Annotated in this window: 15 protein-coding genes; 5 read left to right on the top strand and 10 right to left on the bottom strand. The window is 65.3% G+C overall.

Features of this window, described 5'->3' with window-relative positions; translation table 11 throughout:
- Positions 1-17 precede the first annotated feature (17 nt).
- Entirely contained in the window at positions 18-2,336 is a 2,319-nt protein-coding gene (locus tag AAEX60_RS00935; RefSeq protein WP_342100421.1) for an ATP-binding cassette domain-containing protein, read from the bottom strand.
- A gap of 178 nt (positions 2,337-2,514) precedes the next feature.
- On the opposite strand from AAEX60_RS00935, the gene AAEX60_RS00930 reads away from it, so the two are divergent.
- The 4 genes from AAEX60_RS00930 (at position 2,515) to AAEX60_RS00915 (ending at position 7,504) form a co-directional block, all read left to right on the top strand.
- Positions 2,515-3,849: a sodium:proton antiporter gene (locus AAEX60_RS00930; protein WP_342100419.1), complete on the top strand. Its 1,335-nt coding sequence runs from the start codon at positions 2,515-2,517 to the stop codon at positions 3,847-3,849.
- Between the two features lie 69 nt (positions 3,850-3,918).
- Positions 3,919-5,442, top strand: a complete 1,524-nt coding sequence (locus AAEX60_RS00925) for a type I restriction-modification system subunit M (RefSeq protein ID WP_342100417.1) — start codon at positions 3,919-3,921, stop codon at positions 5,440-5,442.
- Positions 5,439-6,602, top strand: coding sequence for a restriction endonuclease subunit S (locus AAEX60_RS00920; protein WP_342100414.1), 1,164 nt, complete (start codon positions 5,439-5,441; stop codon positions 6,600-6,602). Before AAEX60_RS00925 ends, AAEX60_RS00920 begins: the two co-directional genes overlap by 4 nt.
- Positions 6,599-7,504, top strand: a complete 906-nt coding sequence (locus AAEX60_RS00915; RefSeq protein WP_342100412.1) for a restriction endonuclease — start codon at positions 6,599-6,601, stop codon at positions 7,502-7,504. The genes AAEX60_RS00920 and AAEX60_RS00915 overlap by 4 nt, the downstream gene beginning before the upstream one ends.
- Before the next feature lie 16 nt (positions 7,505-7,520).
- Here AAEX60_RS00915 and AAEX60_RS00910 read toward each other — a convergent pair whose 3' ends face one another.
- The 9 genes from AAEX60_RS00910 to AAEX60_RS00870 all read right to left on the bottom strand — a co-directional run bounded on the left by AAEX60_RS00910 (position 7,521) and on the right by AAEX60_RS00870 (position 16,941).
- Entirely contained in the window at positions 7,521-8,483 is a 963-nt protein-coding gene (locus tag AAEX60_RS00910) for a LacI family DNA-binding transcriptional regulator (RefSeq protein ID WP_342100410.1), read from the bottom strand.
- A complete protein-coding gene (locus tag AAEX60_RS00905; RefSeq protein WP_342100409.1) occupies positions 8,483-9,727 on the bottom strand; it encodes an alkaline ceramidase in 1,245 nt (414 codons plus the stop codon). Before AAEX60_RS00905 ends, AAEX60_RS00910 begins: the two co-directional genes overlap by 1 nt.
- Positions 9,724-10,722 (bottom strand): N-acetylglucosamine-6-phosphate deacetylase, encoded by a 999-nt coding sequence (locus tag AAEX60_RS00900; protein WP_342100408.1) that lies wholly within the window; start codon positions 10,720-10,722, stop codon positions 9,724-9,726. Before AAEX60_RS00900 ends, AAEX60_RS00905 begins: the two co-directional genes overlap by 4 nt.
- 125 nt (positions 10,723-10,847) lie before the next feature.
- Positions 10,848-11,603, bottom strand: coding sequence for a sugar isomerase domain-containing protein (locus tag AAEX60_RS00895; protein WP_342100407.1), 756 nt, complete (start codon positions 11,601-11,603; stop codon positions 10,848-10,850).
- A complete protein-coding gene (locus AAEX60_RS00890) occupies positions 11,584-12,339 on the bottom strand; it encodes a 6-phosphogluconolactonase (protein ID WP_342100406.1) in 756 nt (251 codons plus the stop codon). Before AAEX60_RS00890 ends, AAEX60_RS00895 begins: the two co-directional genes overlap by 20 nt.
- Positions 12,336-13,589 (bottom strand): AGE family epimerase/isomerase, encoded by a 1,254-nt coding sequence (locus AAEX60_RS00885; RefSeq protein WP_342100404.1) that lies wholly within the window; start codon positions 13,587-13,589, stop codon positions 12,336-12,338. The genes AAEX60_RS00890 and AAEX60_RS00885 overlap by 4 nt, the downstream gene beginning before the upstream one ends.
- Positions 13,586-15,097 carry a sodium:solute symporter family protein gene (locus AAEX60_RS00880; protein ID WP_342100403.1) on the bottom strand — a complete coding sequence of 504 codons (1,512 nt, stop codon included), beginning with the start codon at positions 15,095-15,097 and terminating at the stop codon, positions 13,586-13,588. The genes AAEX60_RS00885 and AAEX60_RS00880 overlap by 4 nt, the downstream gene beginning before the upstream one ends.
- A gap of 189 nt (positions 15,098-15,286) precedes the next feature.
- On the bottom strand, positions 15,287-15,787 hold the full coding sequence (locus AAEX60_RS00875; RefSeq protein ID WP_342100401.1) for a DUF4411 family protein: 501 nt from the start codon (positions 15,785-15,787) through the stop codon (positions 15,287-15,289).
- Complete coding sequence (locus AAEX60_RS00870; RefSeq protein ID WP_342100399.1) at positions 15,787-16,941, bottom strand: ImmA/IrrE family metallo-endopeptidase; 1,155 nt, start codon at positions 16,939-16,941, stop codon at positions 15,787-15,789. Before AAEX60_RS00870 ends, AAEX60_RS00875 begins: the two co-directional genes overlap by 1 nt.
- A 187-nt stretch (positions 16,942-17,128) precedes the next feature.
- Between AAEX60_RS00870 and AAEX60_RS00865 the strand changes: the two genes are divergently transcribed.
- Positions 17,129-20,521 carry a DEAD/DEAH box helicase family protein gene (locus AAEX60_RS00865; RefSeq protein ID WP_342100398.1) on the top strand — a complete coding sequence of 1,131 codons (3,393 nt, stop codon included), beginning with the start codon at positions 17,129-17,131 and terminating at the stop codon, positions 20,519-20,521.
- Positions 20,522-20,530: the final 9 nt, after the last annotated feature.

Here is a 20,530-nt window from a genome sequence, read left to right as displayed (position 1 = left end):
GGTCGGTCCGGGTGACATCAGATGTTGGCGCTCTGCTTGCGGAGCCGCCGGATGGTGGCGGCGATGCTGATCAGGCCGATGGCCGCCAGGGCCCCCAGCGAGGTCAGCCAGGAGGTACTGGTGTGGTTGAAGAACCAGTCATGGTCGACGGTGGGGTTGAGGGCCTGCAGGTCAATCGTCGAGGCACCCATGGCGAAGCCCCAGCGGGCCGGGGCAATGCCGGACAGGATCTCCATCCCGGTGCGGCCGCTGACCTGGATCAGTCCGCCGCACATCACCAACTGGAACATCACCCCAATCACCAGGGCCGGCATCGCCTGCTCGCTGGTGCCGGCCAGGGCGGACAGCAGCAGCCCGACGACGGCCGAGGTCAGCGCCGTCACGAAGACTGCCACCACCAGCTCCGCCGTGCCGGAGCCCAGGAGCACCGCCCCCGTCGGCCCGGGTTTGCCCACCCGCACCAGGGCCACCAGCAACAGGCTCTGCACCAGGGTCATGCCCACCAGCACACACACCTTGGCCCACAGGTAGATCCTGGGCGAGAGCCCCACCGCTCTCTCCCGCAGGAAGATCGCCCGTTCCCCCACCAGCTCCCGGATGCTGGCGCTCATCCCCATGAAGGCGGCCCCGACGATGGTGACCACCAGCAGCTGGGAGGGCTCCCCGGGGTCCTTCAGCGGCGGCTTGCCGAAACCGGTGGAGCCGGGGATCAGCAGGGCCATCGCGGCCAGGAAGAGCGGGAGCAGGGCGGTGGCGACGGCATAGGAGCGGTCCGCAAGCACAATCCGCAGGTGCCGACGCACGCACGTGTTCCACTGCCGTCCGGCCCGCTGGGAGGGTGCCGCGCCGCCGCTGAGCTGGGGCGTCGGCGGCAACAGGACGGGAATCTGGCTCAGGTGGGAGCTGGCGAAGCGCTGCGAGACCAGCTCCGGCCCCTCCGCCACCTGGGCGAAGACGTCGGCATAGTCCCGCACGCCGAAGTGGGCCAGGACTCCCGCGGGCGGGCCGTAGTAGGCCACCTTCCCGCCGGGCGCCAGGATCAGCACCGCGTCGCACATCTCCAGGTTGGCGACGCTGTGGGTGATCACCAGCACGGTGCGGCCGCCGTCGGCCTGCTGCCGCAGCAGCTGCATCACGCTGCGGTCCAGGTTGGGGTCCAGCCCCGAGGTGGGCTCGTCCAGCAACAGCAGGTTGGGCTGGGTCAAGAGTTCCAGCGCGACGGAGACCCGTTTGCGCTGGCCACCGGAGAGTTTCGCGATCCGGGTGTGCTGGTGGTTGACCAGGCCAAGGTCGGCCATCACCCGGGTGACCTCCCCGTCCCGGGCCTGCGCCGTGTAGTCACCGGGCAGCCGCAGCTCGGCGGCATAGTCCAGCGCCTGTTTCACGGTGAGCTGGCGGTGCACGACGTCGTCCTGCGGCACGACGCCGATCCGCTGGCGCAGGTTGGCGTAGTTGGCGTACAGGTCCGCGCCGTCGTAGAGCACCTGGCCGGAGGTGGCGGGCTGGGTGCCGGTCAAGGCCTTGAGCAGGGTGGACTTCCCGGCACCCGACGGGCCGATCACCGCCACCAGGCTGGCGCCGGCGGCGGCAAAGGAGACCCGGTCCAACAGGGCCCGGCCCTCCGGCAGCGTGAAGCTGATCTCATTGGCCACCAGGCTGGCGGTGCGCTGCACCGTGCGCACCAGTTGGCCCGCCTGCACCTGCAGGGATGAGTGGCCGATGGTGAGCACGTCGCCGGGCCCCAGGTGGGCCAGCTGGACGGGCTGACCGTTCAGCTGGATGCCGTTGAGGCTGTCCAGGTCCGTCACGTCGAAGCCGTCGCCGGAACGCACCGCTTGGGCGTGCCGATGGGAGACCAGCGGATCGTCCAGCAGCAGGGTGTTGGCCGGGTCCCGGCCGATGGTGATCACCGCGTCGGGCGCCATCACGACGGTCTCGGTGCGCGGCGCCTCGCTGCTGCCGATCACCTGGGTACTGGCAGCGTCGCGCTCGGCCCCGGAGGCGGCGGCCAGGGCGGGCGTCACCCGCACCCGCAGGCCGTCGGGGGCGCCCAGGTTCAGGGTGCTGACCTGCCCCAGCTCCAGCTCCGTGAACCGGGTCTGTTGCCGGAAGCTGCCATTGGAGCTGCCCAGGTCCGTGGCCTGCACCGTTCCCAGGCCGGTGGCGGTCAGGGCAAGGTGGCGCCAGGAGACCTGCGCATTGGTCACCGGCAGGTCACATTCCGGATCTCGTCCAATCACCACCGTGTTGCCGGGGGTCAGGGTGAGGCGACGCGGACCAACCCGGACGCTGGCCGTGGCCTCCGCCCCGGGTTCTGGCTCCTGCGCGACGGTCACGGCTGCACCTCGGGTTCCCTCTGGGTTGTTGCTCGCTGCCCGGTTCTCGGCCATGACGATGCTCCGTCATGATCCCATCCCGCACCCACCCCCCGGTCGTCGGGTGCCGCCATGCGGACAACCGTCCAGCCTGCGCCCCACACCGCAGGGCAGCCACTGGTTTGAGAGCATGGTCCCCATGCAGGTTTCCTGGTGGGCCATCCTTCCCTTCGTCGCAATGCTGCTGAGCATCGCCATCGCACCGCTGGTGCCCGCGCTGGCCCATCACTGGGAGAAACCGCGCACCCAGCTGGGCGTCGCGCTGCTGCTGGGCCTGCCGGTGGCCGCCTGGGTGTGGCTGAGCGGGCACCACCACCTGGTCACCCACGCCCTGCACGAGTACCTCAGTTTCATTGCCCTGTTGGGATCGCTGTTCATCATCTCCGGCGGAATCCACCTGGCCGGGGACATCCGCGCCACCCCGCGCAACAACACCTTCTTCCTGGCGGTGGGCGCGGTACTGGCCTCCTTCATCGGCACGACGGGTGCCGCGATGCTGTTGATCCGCCCCATCCTGAACACCAATCGGGAGCGGGAACACGCCATGCACACCGTGATCTACGCCATCTTCGTGGTGGCCAATTGCGGCGGCCTGCTGACCCCGCTGGGGGATCCGCCGCTCTTCCTGGGGATGCTGCGCGGCGTGCCCTTCACCTGGACCTTCAACCTGATCTGGGAGTGGCTGTTCATCAACACGCTGCTGCTGGTGGCCTACTACGGCCTGGATGCCGCCATGATGCGACGCGAGGACCGCGAGCACCTGTTGCGCGACCGCACCGAGATCCAGCCGCTGAAGGTGCATGGTGCCTGGCAGCTGGGGCTGCTGGCCGGCGTCGTCGCGGCCGTCGCCTTCGTCCCCACCCCGTGGCGGGAGCTGGTGATGGTTGCCCTGGCCGCCATCTCCTGGTTCGCCGGCAGCCACGACGTCCGGTTCGGCCTGAACGAGTTCAGCTGGGACCCGATCCTGGAGGTGGCCGCGCTCTTCCTGGGCATCTTCACCACCATGATCACCGCCCTGCAGTACCTGTCCACCATGGCGCCGAAGCTGTCGCTCAATGAGATCACCTTCTACCTGTTCTCCGGCGGTCTGTCGTCGGTGCTGGACAATGCGCCCACCTACGCCACCTTCTTCGAGCTGGCCACCCAGCTGCCCGGCGATCCGCGGATCGCGAATGTGCCCGAGGTCTACCTGGTGGCGATCAGCCTGGGCGCGGTCACCTGCGGCGCGCTGACCTACATCGGCAATGGGCCCAACTTCATGGTCCGCTCGGTGGCCGAGTCCCAGGGCCGGGCGATGCCCAGCTTCGGCGGCTACATCGTGTGGAGCCTGCGGGAGCTGGCGCCGGTGCTGGCCGCGATGGTGCTGCTGTTCATCGCCGACCCGCTGTGGTGCAAGGCCCTTGGTGCGGCGCTCACCCTGGTGATCGTCGGCAATGCGGCCCGACGGGTGCTGACCAAGCCCGCCTCGTCCTAGGCGCCCAGCTTCCGCCATATCTGAGCGCAAGAAACACATTCTGTGGGTGCCAGCTACTAGGCTCCCTTCGTGATCACGGGTGAGCTGAAGAGCAAGGTGGATCGCGTCTGGGACGCGTTCTGGTCCGGCGGCATCTCCAACCCGCTGGAGGTGATCGAGCAGATCACCTACCTGCTGTTCATGCGTCGGCTCGACGAGCTGCAGACCTTGGCCGAGAGCAAGGCCCGGTACAACGACGGCGTGATCGAGGATCCGGTCTTCCTGCCCGGTCAGCAGCATCTGCGCTGGAGTCGGTTCAAGAACGAGTCCGCCGAGGTGATGTTCGCCAGGGTCTCGGAAGAGGTCTTCCCCTTCCTGCGACGTCTGGGGACCCAGCTGGGTGGCGACGGTTCCACCTACTCCGAGCACATGAAGGATGCCCGGTTCACCATCCCGAATGCTGCCCTCCTGAGCAAGGTGGTGGACCTGGTGGACACCATCCCGATGGAGAACCGGGACACCAACGGGGACCTGTACGAGTACCTGCTCAGCAAGATCGCCTCCGCTGGCGTGAACGGGCAGTTCCGCACCCCGCGGCACATCATCCAGCTGATGGTTGACCTGATGGCGCCCACCCCCAAGGACTCCATTTGTGACCCGGCCTGCGGAACTGCTGGCTTCTTGGTGGCAGCGTCGGAGTATCTGCGGGAACATCACCCGTCGGTCACTACCGATGCCGCACAGCGCAAGCACTTCCACGAGTCGATGTTCCACGGCTTCGACTTCGACAAGACGATGCTGCGGATCGGCAGCATGAACATGCTGATGCACGGCATCCAGTCCCCCGACATCTCCTACCGGGACTCGTTGAGCGAGGGTGCCGCCGGTGACGAGGGTCAGTACTCCTTGGTACTGGCAAATCCACCCTTCGCCGGCTCACTGGACTACGAGCAGACCTCGACGGACCTGCTGAAGACGGTGAAGACCAAGAAGACCGAGCTGCTCTTCCTGGCGCTGTTCATCAAACTGCTCACCACCGGCGGCCGGGCCGCGGTGATCGTCCCCGATGGGGTGTTGTTCGGCTCCTCCAAGGCACACAAGGAGCTGCGACGGCAGCTGGTGGAGGAGCACAAGCTCGACGCGGTGATCAAGCTCCCCTCCGGTGTCTTTCGCCCGTATGCCGGGGTATCGACGGCGATCCTGCTCTTCACCAAGACCGGGGTCGGTGGCACCAGCGATGTCTGGTTCTACGACGTCCGCGCCGACGGCTTCAGCCTGGACGACAAGCGCAATCCGATTGCCGAGAGTGACCTGGACGACGTCCGCACCCGCTGGGCGTCGCTGAACACCACCGGGGCGGCCGCGCCTGCCACCACGGTGGCCGAGCCTGTCGAGGCCCCTTCCGAGCGCGACCGCAAGCGCACTGACCAGTCCTTCCTGGTGCCCAAGGCGGAGATTGTCGTGCAGGGCTATGACCTGAGCCTCAACCGCTACAAGGAGGTCGAGTACGAGGAGGTTGAGCACCGCGCGCCGCTGGACATCATCGCCGACATCGAGAAGCTGGACGAAGAGATCGCCGCTGGTCTCGCCGAGCTAAAGGCGATGCTGAAGTGAAGACCGTTCCGATAGGCAAGGTGACAACTCCCATAGCCAAGTGGAACCCGGGGAGGAAGCCCGACGTCCAGATCACCTACATCGACCTGAGTTCCATAAACCAATCAGAGAAGCGTGTCTCGGCACCTTCGATCCTGCTGGGACGCGATGCTCCGAGTCGCGCCAGACAACTTGTTGCCCAAGGTGACGTTCTGGTTTCCACGGTGCGGCCCAACTTGAACGCCGTGGCGAGGGTCAACGAGGATTTGGACGGTGCCACCGCATCGACGGGATTCACCGTGCTTCGGCCAACCCGAGAAATTGACTCCAACTACCTCTTCCACTGGGTTCGCACAAGCAACTTTGTCGAGTCGATGGTTCGCTCGGCTACGGGCGCGAGCTATCCGGCAGTCAGTGACCGAATCGTCAAAGCGTCGCTAGTCCCTCTCCCCAGCCTCCCTGATCAACGTCGAATTGCCATGATCCTGGACCAAGCTGACGCCCTGTGCGCCAAGCGCCGCACTCAGCTCACCCACCTCGACGCCCTCCCCCAAGCCATCTTCCACGAGATGTTCGCGCACACTGATGCCAGCGACATTCTGGGCGAGCATCTTCAGGCGATAGAGACGGGCATTAGTCTCAGCTGCGAAGCACGCGGGGCCGCTTCAGGTGAGTGGGGCATTCTCAAGCTCAGCGCCGTGACTCACGGTATCTTCAGGGCAGAGGAGAACAAGGCGTTCCTGGGCGACCCTGCGCAGCTGCGCAGGGCAGAGGTACACAGAGATGACATTCTGATGACCCGCAAGAACACCCCTGAGCTGGTCGGACATGTCGCCCTCGTCCAGGAAGAGGTCACCCACCTTGCCCTCCCCGACCTCGTGTTCCGGCTCCGCTTGCGAGACACCCTCGACCCCTTCTACTTCCAGACCCTCATGATGAGCCCCCACATGCGTCGAGCCGTGCGCAAGATCGCAGGTGGCGCCGCCGCCAGCATGTCCAACATCTCTGGAGCACGATTGCGGACACTGCCGATTGCTGTCGCGGACATCACCAAGCAGCGGGGCTTCGCGAAGACCTGCGAAGGCATCCGGACACAACGGGACGCAGTGGCGATCGGTGTCAGGCAAGCCGACGCCCTCTTCTCATCCCTCCAGTCCCGAGCCTTCCGAGGTGAGCTGTGATCACTGTCCCAATCTGGCCCGAGTTCGTCCTGCCCATCCTGGAGGTCTTGGCGGACGGGAACACCCGCACCACCCGGGAGATGCGTACCGCCGCCTTCGATCGGATGGCCCTGGACGAGGCCGCCCGCGCCGAGGTTCTGGCCAGCGGCGATTCCCGCGCCCACAACCGGGCGGGCTGGGCGATCACCCATGTTCACAAGGCGGGTTGGATCGAGCGAGTGGCCCGGGGTTCCTACCGGCTCACCGACGCCGGTCGTGAAGCGATGAATGCCCACGCGGGTGGATTCCACGACTATGCCCATGCCAGCAAGGTGCTCGACCCGTTCTGGGAGACTCCTGAACCCGCGGTCCAGGTGTCCGCGTCTGATGAGCTGCCGGTGTCCCCGGTTGATCCGGTGGAACAGATTGAGGGCGCCGTCGCCGAACTCAACGCGGCCGTCGCGGCCGAATCGCTGGATCGGTTGCGGGCGGCCGATCCCACCTTCTTCGAGGAGGCCGTGGTCAAGGTGCTGTTGGCCATGGGATACGGCGGTGCCGAGCAACGTGGCCATCGAATCGGCGGCACGGGTGATGGCGGCGTGGATGGCGTGATCGACCAGGATGCCCTGGGTCTGGAGCAGATCTACGTCCAGGCGAAGCGTTACGCCGAGGGCAACAACGTCGGCCGGGAAACCATCCAGGCCTTCATCGGTGCCCTGGCAGGCGTCGGTGCCAGCCGAGGGGTGTTCATAACCTCCAGCGACTTCACGGTGAATGCTGTCAACTACGCCCAAGGAATCCCCACCCGCGTCATCCTGATCAATGGCCAACGCCTGGCATCGCTGATGATCAAGTACCGTGTCGGCGTCCAGACAAAGCAGACCTACGAGGTCGTCGAGCTGGATGAGGACTTCTTCGAGTGAGCGAGACGGTAGGGCTTCAGGTCTCGCGGATCCGCAGTTCACCATGAAACAGCAGCCGCTGTTCCGGAAGCTTGTTCGTGGAGGAACCCATGATCATCTTCACTGCTTGGTGGGTCGCTACGGCTGTAGGCACCGTGATCGTGGATATTCGCGGCTTGGTCCGCACCGGCAGGGCATCGTCGCACCCCAAGAGGCTGGTCTGACCAGGGACATCCACCCCAGCGTCTGCCAAACCGTCCAGAGTGGCACAGGCAACGATGTCATCAAACCCGATCACCAGGTCAGCTCGTGGGGGGTCCTCGGCGACAATGTGGCGCGCCTGTGCATAGGTCCCCGACTCGACTCGGCGGACCTCCAGAGTGAGCCCGAGAGCACATGCCTGACCTTCAATTGTCGAGCGTCGTTCGCTCTCTGACCATGAACGCGCGGGGCCACCGATGTAGCAGACTCGCCTCGCCCCCATTTGGCTGAAATGGTGCAGGGCATTGCATAGGGCCTTGCGAGTGGACAGCAGGACACGGGCGACGCCCTCGGTGTCGTTGTTCAACAGCACGAGCGGGGTGAGCTGCGCGATCCCCTGCAGTTCGGCCGCGGAAAGGCGGGGTGAGGCAATGAGTATTCCCTCGCAGTGCGGTAGCAGCGACGCAATGTGTGACCGTTCCCGGTCAGGGTCTGAATTGGTTTCAACGACCATCACGTTGAGCCCGGCAGACTCCGCAGTGCGCTGGGCTGCCCGGATCATGGGTGGGAAGAACGGGTTGGTGATGTCGGGCACCACGAGTGAGATGATGCCCGTCCTTCCGGTCGACAACGCTTGAGCATGCCTGTTGGGCACGTAGCCCATCTCCTCCGACTTCTCCTTGACGCGTGCCACGGTGGAAGGAAGGAGCTTGTTGGGGTTGTTGAAGGCCCTCGAGACGGTACTCGCCGAGACTCCGAGTTCTCTCGCTACCTGATGGATGGTCGAACGGCCAGGCATCAGTCCTCCATGAGCTGGATGGCCGCCTGGACGAGCCGTTCAGCCGAGCCGACAGCGAAGGGGGCCGGCATGTCGTAGTAGCGATGCGCGTCACACACCTCGTACCCGCCGTCCGCGTAGTCCTGCTCCATCGGGATGTACCCGGGCACACCATCGGTGTAGCCAGCAACAACCACCGGGAGTGACGCAGCGCGCCTGATGGCTTCGGCAACCCCGAAGAAGGGCTCTCCCGGCAGTGTCACGAGCCACAGCTCGCCAATGCGCAGGCACGAGACCCGGGCGGCCCACTGAGTCGTCTGCTGGCGGGCCGCCCGCGGCCACCGGTCAGCCCAGTCAAGCCAGATGTCCAGCAGAGCTGCAGTTCCCGGTGGCGCGGCGGTGCGCTGGGAACGCCAGCCGGAAACCTCACCGCTCAACTCGTCCTCGGGGAGATCCGAGAAGTCGAGCGATACATCCGCGCAAGCAAAGCCGGTGGTGAGCTGACCCACTGCCCGCGGCGTGGAGGCGGCCAACGCCTCCGCAAGCGTGGTGCCGATCTGCTCAGCCCGGGCAAAGGTACGGGCTGGGTCCTTTCCCGGCTCGTAGGAAGACTCTGCGGTGTGTCCGGTGTTGAGGTCCCCGGCGGTCCCATTGAGGAAGAGCACCTGGCCGCCCCATTCCTCTTCGAGCGAGACGCGCAGGAAGTGGACGTAGTCACCTGTAATCAGAGTGTTGGTCCCGTCCAACACGACAGGGTGGCAGGGGTACGAGACAATCGCTGCCACCATCTGGTCACCGGCGTGGAAGCACACTGCTTGCAGAGGTGGATCGACCGGCCGTTCGAGGTGTCGGCGGTCCCTGGCAACGCCCACCCCGGTGGCTTCCCGGTACTCGACGGTCACGGGCTGTGCGCCCTCGGTGGCAGCGTCCAGGGCCTCGACGGCGGCACTCACCACGGCTGCATGCACCTCGGGGTTGTGCCGTCCGACCCGTCCCCGGGAGATACACGGTCCCGAATGGGTGTGCGTAGCGCTGACCGTGACCGAGGCCAGGCCGCTGCGCCCCGCGATCTCGTGGCACGTGTCCTCGTGAAGCGCACACACGTCCACCGCCACGATGCCATGACCCCCTATGACCAAGGCTCGCACCGAGGTCGGGTCGTGGACTCCCGTCGAGCCCTCAGTCCGTGCTGCGAAACCGGACATCGGGGTGCCCGTTGGCACGTTCACCTCGACGACCGCGATCCCGACAGTGGTGGCGTTCACAGCAAGCTTCCCTGCTGGACAACGTCAAGCACCCGGCCAGACTCGTCCAAGGTGACCAGGTCAGGGCGGGCACCGGCCTGCAGGTAGGCAGGAGTCCGGCCGAGCAGCCGCGACGGAGTCACACTGGCCATCTCGACCACCTCACGCACAGTGAGACCAGTGTTGGCCAGGGTCGAGACGACGACCTGTGCAAGGTTCACCCCTGATCCAGCCAGCAGGGGGGTGCCCGGTAGGGTGAGCCGGCCATCGGCGGTGAGTTCGACCCTTCCGCCCACGGGAGTGTCGTAGACACCGGGCGCTGAGCCCGCCAGGGCTGCCGAATCCGAAACCAGGAAACAGTCCTTCGTTCCCTTCGCCCGCACCATGGCCTCGAGCACCTCGCCCGGCAGGTGATGACCGTCGCCGATCAGACCCGCCGTCAGCCGCGGGTCACCCAGCTGGCTCCAGATCGGGTTCGGGTGCCGGGGCAGCTCGGCAAAGATCCCGTTGCCCAGATGGGTGGACATAGTGGCACCGGCATCCACCGCGGCAGCCACCTCCTCAGGCGAACAGTGCGTGTGCCCGATCGCCACGCGAGTTCCGGAGGCCACGATGCGGGTGATCTGCTCGGCGCTACCCGGCCAGTGCGGGGAGAGGGTGACGTAGCCCACCCGGGTGACCTGGTTCCACTCGGCCACCTCGTCGGCGTCGACCGGACGTACCTGGGCGAGGTCATGGGCCCCGCGGGGGCCATCGAGCTCGGAGATGAAAGGGCCCTCCACGTGCACGTATGGCACCGCCGCAGCAACCACCGGGTCCTGGCGGGCCTTCGCGACTCGCTTCAAGCAGGAGAGGATCTTCTCTCGCGAACCCGTGATGATGGTCGGCACCCACGTGGTGACGCCCGCCGTGGCCAGCAGAGCGGTGATTGCTGCGATGTCGCTCGCGTCACCCTGTTCACCGTTCACGTCGTGGCCGGCGTAGCCGTTGACCTGGAGGTCCACCAGGCCTGGCACCAGCCAGGGTAGGGAGTCGCATGTGCGAATCCGCTCCACAGATGTGACCCTATGCCTGTTCCAACGCACTTCCAGCGGGGTGCCGGTGAACGGACAACGCCCTTGCACCGTGCCCGGCTGCCTGCTCACAGGCATCGCACCCGCCCCTTGAAAGCATGGATGAAGCGGCTGTTCGCCTCATCCCCACCAGGGGCATTGCCACTGCGCCACATCGGCACCTCGACACCGCGTTCCACGAGTTCCTCGAGGGTCGCGAGCATCAGCCAGTTCATGGTGAACGCGTTGGCAAAGGTCGAGCTAGCGCCGGACTTCTCCAGTGCACCCTGGACCTGGATGAGCGCGTCCCCGATGGGAACGAGGGTGTCGATGTGCAGGTCGACGACGTCGTGCAGGTTCTGCTTCGACGGGTGCCGAGCCGGATGGTCCAGCGTCGTCCCCTCCGCGTGCGAGCGGGACGAGACGCCGATGGTCTTCACCCCGAGCTCTCGGGCGCGCAGCGCCGCGTCGATCAGCGCCGCGTTGATCCCGTAGGCGTTGACCAGGACCAGGAGATCGTCTGGACCGAGCCGTTGGTCGTCGATGACAATCCGCCCGTATCCGGGGGTGCGCTCAATGGCCATCGACCGCAGCGCACCGGAGGACAGCAGGGTGCCTTCGTCCAAGACCGCAGAGATGTGCATGAGCCCACCCGCCCGGAAGAAGACCTCTTGGGATGCGAGGTTCGAGTGTCCGCCAGGCCCGTAGACGTGCACCAGGCGATCCTTCTCGATCTGGTCGGCGAGTAGACCGGCGGCCCGGTTGATGGCGTCTTCTTGCGTGGTGAGAATTCTCTTCATGAGGCCGGTCACGGCCTCGAAGTACTCAGCTCCCAAGCTTGGCATCGGTGGCCGCCTCTCGGTCGATGTGAAGTTCCACGCGGGGGTGGGTCTTGAGTGCTGTTCCCGGCACCTGGGGGTCGGGCGGGCTTGCCAAGGTCTTTTCGACGGCTTCACGTTTCGCCCTTCCGAGCACACTGCAGACCACCGCCTCAGCGTTGAGCAGCCTGGGGATGGTGACGGTCAGGGCCCGCTCAGGAACGGCCTCAAGGTTCGGGAAGTGACCTTCATCCACCTGCTGTTGTCGGGAACGCCGTTCCAGCTGGACAACCCGCACCGACTTGCTGTCATGGAAGTCAGCGGGCGGGTCATTGAAGGCGAGGTGCGCGTTCACCCCGAGCCCACACAAGGTGAGGTCGAAGGGCTCGACCCCCATGACTGCGGCATAGTCCGCCTCTGCCTCCTCGGGGGGCAGCGCAGGGTTGATCCGGTGGAAGACCGGCCCGCTGCCGAGCCGGTCGAGGAAGTTCGTCTCCAACCAGTTGCCGAACCCCTGGGGAGCGTCGGCGGCCAGTCCCAAGTAGTCATCCATGTGGAACAAGACAAGCTTGTCGCGATCGAAGGACTCCCGGGCCAAATGGCGCAACGTCGGCTCCTGACTTGGGGCAGCGGCGAGCATGACCCTCGCCTCCCCCTTCTTGTCTATGGCATCCCGGATCGCCATAGCGGCATGTGCCGCAGTAACGGCTCCGAGTTGCTCTGCGTCGTCGTGGATGGTCAAGACCAGGTCATGCAGGCTCATGTGCTTTCCTCCGTGGGTTCTGAGAGCCGGTTGGTGAGGACTAGTGCTCGGATGATGTGAAAGGGATCCTTGACCGGCAGCGCCACGACTTCGTCGAAGGGGCGCCCGTCGCGGGTACGGATCTGGGTCCATTCCTGCCCAGCTCCGTTGGGAAAGGTGTCCATCGTCCAGTCGGACACCATGCTCGCCCAGGGCGCCAAGCCTCCGCCAGGGTCTTGGGGTGCAAGCAGGTTGAGGGCGTAGATGGCCTCGGAGTGCACCCACCACAACTTGGTGTCCCACGTCTGGCGCACCAGTTCCTCGTACCGGGAGTTCATGGCGCGCCCCTGTGGCGCGGTTCCCTGGCGCTCGTCGGTGTAGCGCAGGAGGCCTCCGTGCCGCTGGTCCCAGGACATCCGAATTGCCTGTTCCGCTAGAGGGACCATCCGATCCTCCGGAATCACCACGAGGGTGGGGTCAGATTGCTGAGCGTGCTTAGCCATCCAGAGCAACTCCAGCAGGTGGCCCGGGGTGCGGTGCCGAGCCAGCAGCGTGTCCTCGTCGCAAGCGGCTCGCGGCGCGAACTCCCGCCAGCCATCAGAAGTCAGGTGCGTGTCATGAATTCGCGCTGCTGCCCAGTCGCGCACAGCACGCGCTTGCATGGCTACCGACTCGCCCAACGGTATGCGAAGCATTTCTGCGGCGGTGTGCAACAGGTTCATTGGCCCGGCGAGATCACTGAACCCCTCCGGCACCGGGTAGGGCTCACTCAGCGCAGTGCGGTTCCTGACTGCAGCGTACGCAGTGGCGAGGACCTTGCCGCACGCTTGCTGCCATTCGCTCTGTCTGGGGTCTTCCGGCGCAAGAGTGCGGATCCCCGCTGCCAGACCCAAGACGGCGAACAGGTCAGCAAAGACGCTTGTAGCGGTTTCGCCCGAAGCATCTGAGACGGGTTCACCGGCCTCGGTGAGCCGGAAATGGGTCCTCCCGTCAGCACGCAAACTGAGCCGCACGATGCGTTCACAGGTCTGCAGGCACCGCTGGCGCCACAGGTCCGCGTCGAGTGGCAGCCGACCGGAGCTCGCGTCGTCAGCAAGTTCGGCACAGACCCACGCCCAGCGCCCCTCTGACCAGGTGAACCGGTCAGTGGTGTGGAGTTGACCCCTGTTGTCGAATCCGGTCAGCACTCCCCCGCCGACGTCGTCGACCGCGTTGATTTCCCACCATGGCAAGATGTCCCGGCACAGGTGGCCGGCCCAGCTGCGAATCATGCGGTGCGCTCCAAAGTGCCAGCCTCGCTCGAGAGGGAGTCCACTAGCGCATCACTGCGCGGAGTGTTCTCCGGCTTGATGTAGCCGACCGCGACGAAGACGAGGATGGACAGCAGCACCGGCGTGGCCACGGTCCAGGCCTGGGCATTGGCGCCCAGAGTGGCGAGCCAGGACGTCCACAGCCAGCGGTTTGCGGCGAACATCATCAGGCCCGCCGCGGTCGACAGCAGCGCCGCGGAAGACCCGGAGCGGCGGAAGGCAGGCAGGAGACCGAGGAGCATCGGCACGGCAATGGGACCGACCAGCGCACCGAACCACAGGATCAGCAGACCCAGGACGCCGCCGAACTGGTCCGCGGTGAGGGCAATCACCATCGACCCAGTGATGAACAAGAAGGTTATGAGTCGGCTGAAGAAGAGCTCCGTCTTCTCCGGCAGGAAAGACCTGTCCTTTCGGAACTGGGGGATGATGTCGCGCACGACCACAGAGGCGATCGCATTGGAGTCCGATGAGGTCATCGCCATGGTGTGGCTGAACATGCCCGCGAGCACCAAGCCCACAAGACCTTGAGGCAGCAGAGTCGTCGTCAACAGCGCATAGCTCTGGTCAGGCTTGGCAAGATCAGGCAGCAGGATCGGCGCAGCCCACATCGGGAAGAAGAGCACCAGCGGCCAAGCGACGTACAACGCGGCAGACAGCATGATGGACCGCCGCGCCTGGGAGCCGTTCTCCGCCGAGATCATGCGCATTGCCAGGTTCCACGTACCGCCGTTGTAAGAAAGCGTCGAGATCACGACGTAGGCGAGGAAGAAGGCCAGTGTCAGGTTTCCGCCGAAGGGATTGGCATGACCAGACGGCAACTTCTCCCAGATGGTGAAGGGGGTCACCAGTCCGTCCAGTTTGATCATGACCGCCACGGCGAGCGCTATTGCGGCCACCAGCTGGATGACGAACTGCCCAAAGTCAGTCAACACGTCGGCCCAAATACCTCCGATCGTGGAGTAGACCATGGTGACACCGCCAACCAGAAGAACCCCCCAGGCGGTAGGGATGCCAGCGAAAACGTTGAGCAGGATGGCCGAGGCGGTCCACTTCGCCGCCACGTCAAAGACTTTCAGCAGGGCTCCACTCCAAGCCAAGAGCTGCTCGGTGGCGACATTGAAGCGCACGGCCAAGTACTCCAAAGGCGAGATGATGCCCAGCCGCTGGCGCAACCGGGGCCAGCGGGGAGCGAAGAGCCATCCACCCACGATGCAGGCAACCGTGATGGACAGGGCCCACCACACGTAGACCGCGAATCCCACGGTGTACGCAAGCGCGGCGTAGCCAACAAAGACCGCGGCCGAGTAGCCGGACATGTGGTGTGAGATACCCACGAGCCACCAAGGGATCTTCCCGTCGGCAACAAAGAAGTCCGATGCGTTCTTGACGCGGCTCTTGGACCACCAACCGATCCACAGCATCAGCAAGAAGTACCCGCCCACCACGACCCAGTCGAGTGTCTGCATGATCAAAACTCCTCAGCCAAGGGGCGCCCCGTTGCGCTCCGTTCGTGGCACACTGGCATGCAATCGGTTGCCCATCAAGGGCATATCTGTTCTTCTTTCTTCCTCGTGGGTACCTATGGCGTCAGGCGTTTGGATTCGACGGGCTCCGACGCATCTGTCACCACTGCCGCTACGCTGTCGACCATCCGATCAGAGGAAGCGCAGCCCCAGGTCTCGATAGACGGAGAACGGCTCTGCAAAGGGGACCCCCAGTGCATTGCAGGCATCGGGGATGAGGACCCGCTTCTTGGAGTCGGGTGAGGGAAGCTCGAAGGTCACCACGTGATGCTGCCCGCTCTGGGCCTGGGCAACCAAGTAGTAGTCGGCCACGCGGAGGAACTCGTCCTTGGCCGCCTGGGTGTACTTGCGATCCGGGTGCATCACCCACGCCGAAAGCTGCGTCATCGAAGGCGTCGTGGACGCATCCGGCTTCAACCAGAAGGATGCCGGCAGGCTGGCCGCCCAGGTCTTCAAATGCCCGGGGCCTTGCCTCTTGTCCCCATCGTCCAACTCCTTGCGGACAGCAACAATGGAAGCCAACGCACCCTGCTGGTGCTGCTCGGCCAGCCAACGCCAGAAGGTGGGCGCGATGTCCGGGTGGTAGTAGAGCCGGGCCGCTTGGATGAAGACGTTGGAGTCCAGGAGGAACATCAGCCTTCCTCCAACCGTCGGGCATAGCTGTCGAACATCCCAATCCGGCCGAAGGCCAGCAACCGCAACGCCTCGGTCATGGAGGTGCCTCCGCGACGAGCGTCCCGGACGATGGCTCGGCTGAGGGTGCGGCCAATCCGGTAGGGCTGGTTGTTGTAGAAGTCACCGCCACCGCCTGGCGGCGCCTGTCCAGCCAGGTGGATCAGCCGGTCCAGCTCCTCCGCGTAGACCTGGGCGAAGCCACCCGTCGGAATGAGCTCTGCCTCCTTGAGCTTGAGCAGGATCACCAGAGTGGAGCACCGATACCGACCAGCCAACCGGTCGAGCTCTGCGGTGAGATCCGCGCTGCCACTGAAGCTGCGCTCCAGGTCCTTCGTCGGGACCGCCACTTCGGCCGCAACCGCGTCGCACCACCGCTCCGTGTCGGTACTGCGGTTGTGTAGCGGATCTCCACCCTGGCTCACACCGGACTCGCCCCGCCAGACATGCGCGAACTCATGAAGCAGGGAGAAGACCTGACCGTTCTTGGTGTCGTGGGAATTCACGAAGACCAACGGCGCATACAGAGAATGCAGGGTGAAGCCGCGGAACTCCTCAAGATCCAGCATCCGCTGGGTGTTGTTGGCCACCATGGAGTTCAGGACAACAAGCCCGCCCAGACCCTCGAAGGACGCGACGAGATGTGCGCGCGCTTCGTCCATCGTCCGGAACCGCTGGCGCGCTGCCACGGAGTAGTCCAACGCCGCGCTGATCTCGCGTGCCGCCCGGGAAACCGTCCAGTGAGCCGCGCTGCCCACAAACTCGAGCGGTTCGGGCTCCCGCTGGTCCGCCAGATAGTCCTCGTACCAGGCCTGACGGCGCTGGTTGAGGTAGATGGTGTCCAATAGATCGGCACTCGCCGCCACTCGCTGACCGCGTCCGACCCGGAGGTCGGGAATCGGAAGCTCCTCAATGGGGGGTTCGGGCAGGAAGAAGTACCCGAGGGGAACTCGGGTGAACTCAGCGATCTTCTCCACCTCGGCGAAGCTGGGGCTGCTCTCCTCCGCGAGCCACTCGTCCCACTCGGCAAACTTGTGCCGGATTTCCTCATCGTCGCGGCCGCTACGACGCTGCGCCCAGGTGAGGACCGGTGCGCTGACGGCAACTTCAGTCATGGCCCCCTCCTCTCCCGGGCAACGTTGCTTGACACAAGTAAACCATTGTGCCTGTTGAGGCTGTCCAGCCTCAGTCACCCCCGTCTGTCTACGCGACGGACAGGTGACTGACACGACTGAGATCCAGACAGACGCCTGTCACCACTCCCGCTACGCTGTCGATCATCCGACCAAGAGGATGGCCACGGTGGGCAACTTCGACTTCCTGCGGGGCGATTGGCCCGACATCGCGGGCAATGCTGCCCGCGCCGAGGAGGCGATGGCCACCGATCCCCTGATCACCTGTGTCTACGCCCGGCGCACCGTCGAGCTGCTGGTGCAGGAGATCTACGCCCTGAACCGGCTGCCGGAGGCCTACCGCCCTGAACTCTCCGCCCAGATGAATGCCGGGCCCTTCCGCACCATCGTGCCCACACCCATCACCGACAAGCTCAACCTGATCCGGCGCTACGGCAACGACGCCGCCCACCCCGGCACTCGCACGCTCCGCCCAGCCGACGGTCAGGCCTGCCTGGAGGAGCTCTTCCACGTGCTGGTGTGGTTCGGGCTGAACTACACCACCACACCCAACCAGGTTCCAGTAGGCCAACGCTTCGACCCCGAGGTGGCCAGGCGCAAGGCCTCCGTTCCGCGCACCCAGGTTGCGCAGCTGGTCCGTCAATTCAAGCTGAAGGATCAGCAGGCTGCCCAACAGCTGGAGGGCAATGCCTCCGCCCTCGCTTCCCTGGAGGCCGAGCTGGAGGCCACGCGTCAACAGCTGGCAGCAGCCAAGACGCAACACGCCGTCGCCGACACTCATGACTACACCGAGGCCATCACCCGCGCTCGGTTCATTGACCTGCAACTGCGCGAAGCCGGGTGGCCTCTTGACCAGGCCAGGGACCGCGAATTCGAGGTCCACGGGATGCCCAACAACAGCGGCGTCGGCTATGTCGACTACGTACTCTGGGGCGACGACGGCCTCCCCCTGGCCGTGGTGGAAGCCAAGCGCACCCAGGCCAGCGAACTGAAGGGCCAGCAGCAGGCTACCCTCTACGCCGACTGCATGGCACAACGCTTCGGGCGTCGGCCGGTGATCTTCTACACCAACGGCATCCGCACCTGGCTCTGGGATGACGCGGCCGGTTACCCGCCGCGGGAGATCCAGGGCTTCCTGACCAAGGACCAGCTGGAACTCACCATCCAGCGCCGCGCTGGCCGCAAACAGCTGGCTCTGGAACCCGTCGACCCAGAGATTGCGGGCCGCTACTACCAGAGCCGGGCGATCAAGGCGATCGGCCAGAGCTTTGACCAGCGTCACCGCGAGGCCTTGTTGGTGATGGCCACCGGTTCCGGCAAGACCCGCACCGTGATTGCGCTTGTCAAGCAGCTGATGGATGCCGGCTGGGTGAAGCGGGTGCTCTTCCTGGCCGATCGCACCGCGCTGGTCGGTCAGGCGGCCCGGGCCTTCCGCGCCCACCTACCCAATGTCACCACCGTCGACCTGGTCAAGGAGCGCGCCGCCGAGGGCCGGGTGTACTGCTCCACCTATCCGACCATCCTCAACCTGATCAACCAGACCGACGACGCCGACGAGCGGCGCTTTGGCCCGGGACACTTTGACCTGGTGGTGATCGACGAGGCCCACCGCAGCGTCTACGACAAGTACGGCGCCATCTTCCGCTACTTCGATTCGTTGCTGGTGGGGCTCACGGCCACCCCCAAGGACGAGGTGGATCACAACACCTATCGGCTCTTCCACCTGGAGGACGGGGTGCCCACCGACGCCTACAGCCTGGACGAGGCTGTCCGGGACGGCTATCTGGTTCCGCCCAAGGGGATCGCTGTCGGCACCAAGTTCACCCGCCTCGGAATCAAGTACAACGAACTCACCGAGGCCGAGAAGGAGCAGTGGGATTCCCTGGACTGGGGAGAGGACGGCGCTCCCGACGAGGTGGGAGCCGAGGAACTCAACCGTTTCCTGTTCAACGAGGACACGGTGGACAAGGTGCTCGGGCAGCTGATGGCCGACGGCTACCGCGTCGCCGGCAATGACCGGCTGGCCAAGACCATCATCTTCGCCAAGAACCAGCAGCACGCCGACTTCATCCAGCAACGCTTTGACCTGGGCTGGCCCCAGCACGCCGGCCAGTTCGCCCGGGTGATCACCCACGCGAACCCCTATGCCCAGAGCCTGATTGACGACTTCAGCGACGCCGCCAAGAACCCGCAGATCGCAATCAGCGTGGACATGCTGGACACCGGGATCGATGTTCCCGAAGTGGCCAATCTGGTCTTCTTCAAGATGGTCCGCTCCAAGTCCAAGTTCTGGCAGATGATCGGCCGCGGCACCCGGCTCTGCCCCGACCTCTTCGGCCCCGGCAAGGACAAACGCGATTTCTACGTCTTCGACTACTGCGGAAACCTGGAGTTCTTCGGACAGGATTTCCCCGGCAGCGAGGGCTCCACCCAGAAGTCCCTGACGCAGCGGATCTTCGAGGCACGGATGGAGCTGATCCGCGCATTGGCCAGCCAGGCTGCGGAGGAGGACCTACGGAAAGCCACCGCCGCCACGCTGCATGAGTTCGTGGCCGGGATGACCTTCGACAATGTCCTGGTGCGGCCCCACTGGGAGACCGTGGAGAAGTTCAACGAACGCAGCCGCTGGGAGAACCTCACGCCTGATGGCATCCGGGAAGCGATCATCCTGGCTGGTCTTCCCACCACCGCGGAGGTGGAGAAGGCAGCGGAGAAGGCCAAGCGCTTCGACCTGTTGATCCTGCGGCGTCAGGTGGCCCAGTTGGAGGGCGATGCCGTGCTGGCGGAGCGCATCCGCGGTCAGGTGCAGGAGATGTGCACCATGCTGCTGGGCAAGACGAACATCCCGATGGTGGCCGAGCAGCAGGTGCTGATCGAGGCGGTGGCCTCCGACGACTGGTGGGCCGACGTCACCCCGTCGATGCTGGAGCTGGCCCGCACCCGGTTGCGCGGGCTGATGCACCTGATTGAGAACACTCCCCGAACCCGAGTCTTCACCGACTTCGAGGACACCCTGGGCATCGCGGTGGAGGTGGACCTGCCTGGGATCACCCCGGGCACCGACCTGGAGCGATTCCGCGCCAAGGCACGCTCCTACCTGCGGACCCATGAGAGCCACATCTCCATGCAGCGGCTGCTGCGCAACAAGCCGCTCACCACGGATGACCTGGCTGCGCTCGAGGAGATGTTGTTGGACGCCGGTGGAACCCACGACGTCGTCGACACGGCTGGTCAAGCCGCTGGCGGGCTCGGCTTGTTCGTCCGATCCTTGGTGGGCCTGGACCGCGGTGCCGCCACCGAGGCCTTCAGCCGCTTCCTGGACGGAACGCGGTACTCGGTCAATCAGGTGCGCTTCGTCCAGCTGATCGTCGACGAATTGACCAGCAATGGCCTGGTGGAGCCGCGTCGGCTGTTCGAGGCTCCCTTCACGGATACCGCACCCACGGGCCCGGAACACGTCTTCCAGCCACAGGAGGTGGATGACATCGTGGCCATCCTGCGGGACGTGAAGCGCCGCGCCCAGCCGGCATCCCCACCGGGCGGCAACCCGGTGAGCGCCTAGCGCACCCCC

The organism is Luteococcus sp. H101, assembly GCF_038433155.1.
In the GTDB taxonomy this organism is placed as follows: Bacteria; Actinomycetota; Actinomycetes; order Propionibacteriales; family Propionibacteriaceae; genus Luteococcus.
Note: the sequence above shows the minus strand (reverse complement) of the source record. Positions and strands in the feature narration are given on the sequence as shown.